At 59.8% G+C, this 2,264-nt stretch carries 2 protein-coding genes; both read left to right on the forward strand.

What is annotated here, in order from left to right; all coding sequences use genetic code 11:
* Window positions 1-182: 182 nt before the first annotated feature.
* Window positions 183-1,451 (forward strand): OmpP1/FadL family transporter, encoded by a 1,269-nt coding sequence (locus tag ACSFE6_RS31400; protein WP_435431249.1) that lies wholly within the window; start codon window positions 183-185, stop codon window positions 1,449-1,451.
* 51 nt (window positions 1,452-1,502) lie between these two features.
* Complete coding sequence (locus ACSFE6_RS31405) at window positions 1,503-2,177, forward strand: DUF3313 domain-containing protein (protein ID WP_435431250.1); 675 nt, start codon at window positions 1,503-1,505, stop codon at window positions 2,175-2,177.
* Window positions 2,178-2,264: the final 87 nt, after the last annotated feature.

Genomic DNA, 2,264 nt, shown 5'->3' on the forward strand with positions numbered 1-2,264 from the left:
AAGAAAGAAGACACTCTGTTGTTTTTCCCCCCCCCCCCCCCCCCTCCCCCCCCCCCCCCCCCCCCCCCCCTCCTACAAGGATGCACGGTACTCACTGGCATTTTGACGATTAGAACCTACGCTCTTTTCGCGGGGACAACACATTTGGAGTTGTCAGGAAAAGGCTTTCGAGTACTGACGCCATGCAGCCAAAAGTATCTGCTTTGCCTGTCATCACACTGCTGGCCCTGTGCAGCCAGCAGGCCCATGCCGGGGGCATCATGCTTTACGAAATCGGCACCGACAACGCGGGCCTGGCCAACGCCGGTGCCGCCGCCCGGGCCCAGGGACCTTCCACCATTGCCAGCAATCCGGCGGGCATGAGCTATCTGCCGGGTACGCAGATCACCGCCGGTTTGCAGGTGCTTTATGGCGACATCAGTTTCGATCGCGACGACGATACCAACGTGTCGGGCAGCAACAGTGGCAACGCCCTCGATCCATTGCCTGGCGGCAGTTTTTTCGTCAGTCATGAACTGGATGATCACTGGAGCGTCGGCTTCGGCCAGTACGGCGACTTCGGCCTGGCGGTCAATTACGACAATGAGTGGTCGGGGCGCTACTTCGCGCAGAACTCCAGCCTGCTTGGTCTATCGATGGTGCCGAGCGTGGCTTACCGCTTCAACGAACAATGGTCGGTGGGCGTCGGCGTCAGGGCCATGTACGGCATGCTGCAAGCCCAGACCGCCATCGACCGCTCGCCTCTGGGCCTCACCGACCGCAGCGACGGCCAGTTCAAATACAAGGACAAGGATTGGGGATTTGGCGCCATTGCGGGGGTGATCTACGCCCCGCAACCTGGTACCCGCATAGGCCTTACGTACACCAGCAAGGTCGACCTGGAGTTCGAGGACGGCCTGGACATCAAGGGCGATGGGCCGGTTTTACGACGCCTGGATGGCGCCAAGACCGAACTCGACATCACCGTGCCGCAAACCCTCACCCTGAGCCTGTTCCAGCAACTGGACCCGCAATGGGCGCTGCTCGCCTCGGTCAACTGGCAGGACTGGTCGGAATTCGGCGACATCGGCATTCAGGTCGACACCACGGCAAACGATGCCCGCTCGACCAACATCGATGCAGGCTTCAAGGACACCTGGCACCTGTCGCTCGGCGCGCAATACCAGGCCACCCCGCAACTGCTGTGGAACGTCGGCGTGGCCTACGACAGCAGTGCCGTGTCCGACAGCAAGCGCTCGGTGATCATTCCCATGGCCGAATCCTGGCGCATTGCGACAGGAGCCACCTATGCTCTGAACAAGGAAACCGACGTGAATGTCAGCTGGGCCATGATCTGGATGGGCGACATGCCGGTGGACCAGACCAAATCCGTGTCGGGCAGTCGAATTTCCGGTCAATTCGATGCGGCCTGGATTCAAGCGGTGACCGGAAACATGACCTGGCGTTTCTGATTTTTCGCTAACGAACGAAAAAACGACCTGATCCAAGGAGCACACAGCACCATGAACCTGTCCCGAAAAATGCTCGTCGGCGTTGCACTGACCGGGCTCCTGCTCGGCGGTTGTACTTCGAAAGTCATCGAGAAGGAGCAGTACTCCGGCTTCCTGCGCAACTACAACAACCTGCAGGAAGTCACCACCCCCAGCGGCGGAACGGCGATGCGCTGGGTAAGCCCATCGTGGAACCCCGACGCCTATAACACGGTGGCCTTCAACAAGCTGGAACTCTATCCGGCGCCCAAGCCCAATGAGCAGGTCAACAGGCAAACACTAAGCGACATTCAGAACTACATGACCAACAAGGCCAAATCCACACTGGGGCAGAAGTACCGGGTGGTTTCCAGCCCGAGCGCAGCGCCGGCCGGGTCGAAAACCCTGATCATGCGCGCAGCCATCACCGGGGTCAGCGCCTCGAACGAAGGCATGCAGTGGTATGAAGTGGTGCCCATTGCCGCCGTCGTCGGCGCGACTCAGGCCGCCACCGGTCATCGGGACCAGGACACCGAGTTGTTTATCGAGGCCGAATTCATCGACGCGAAAGACAACCAGACCGTGGCCAAGGTGGTGCGCAAGGTGTTTGGCAAGCAATTGAAGAACGCCAGCCAGAATGTCACCGCCCAGGATTTCAAGGCGGCGATCGACAAGCTGGGAACTGACTTCCAGGCGTTCATGAAGTAACACACAATCACTGTAGGAGCTGGGGGGGGGGGGGGGGGGGGGGGTTGGGTTTTTGTTTCCTTTTCGACACATAGACTGCTTGACATC

Source organism: Pseudomonas baetica (genome assembly GCF_051216495.1).
Classification (GTDB): domain Bacteria; phylum Pseudomonadota; class Gammaproteobacteria; order Pseudomonadales; family Pseudomonadaceae; genus Aquipseudomonas; species Aquipseudomonas baetica_B.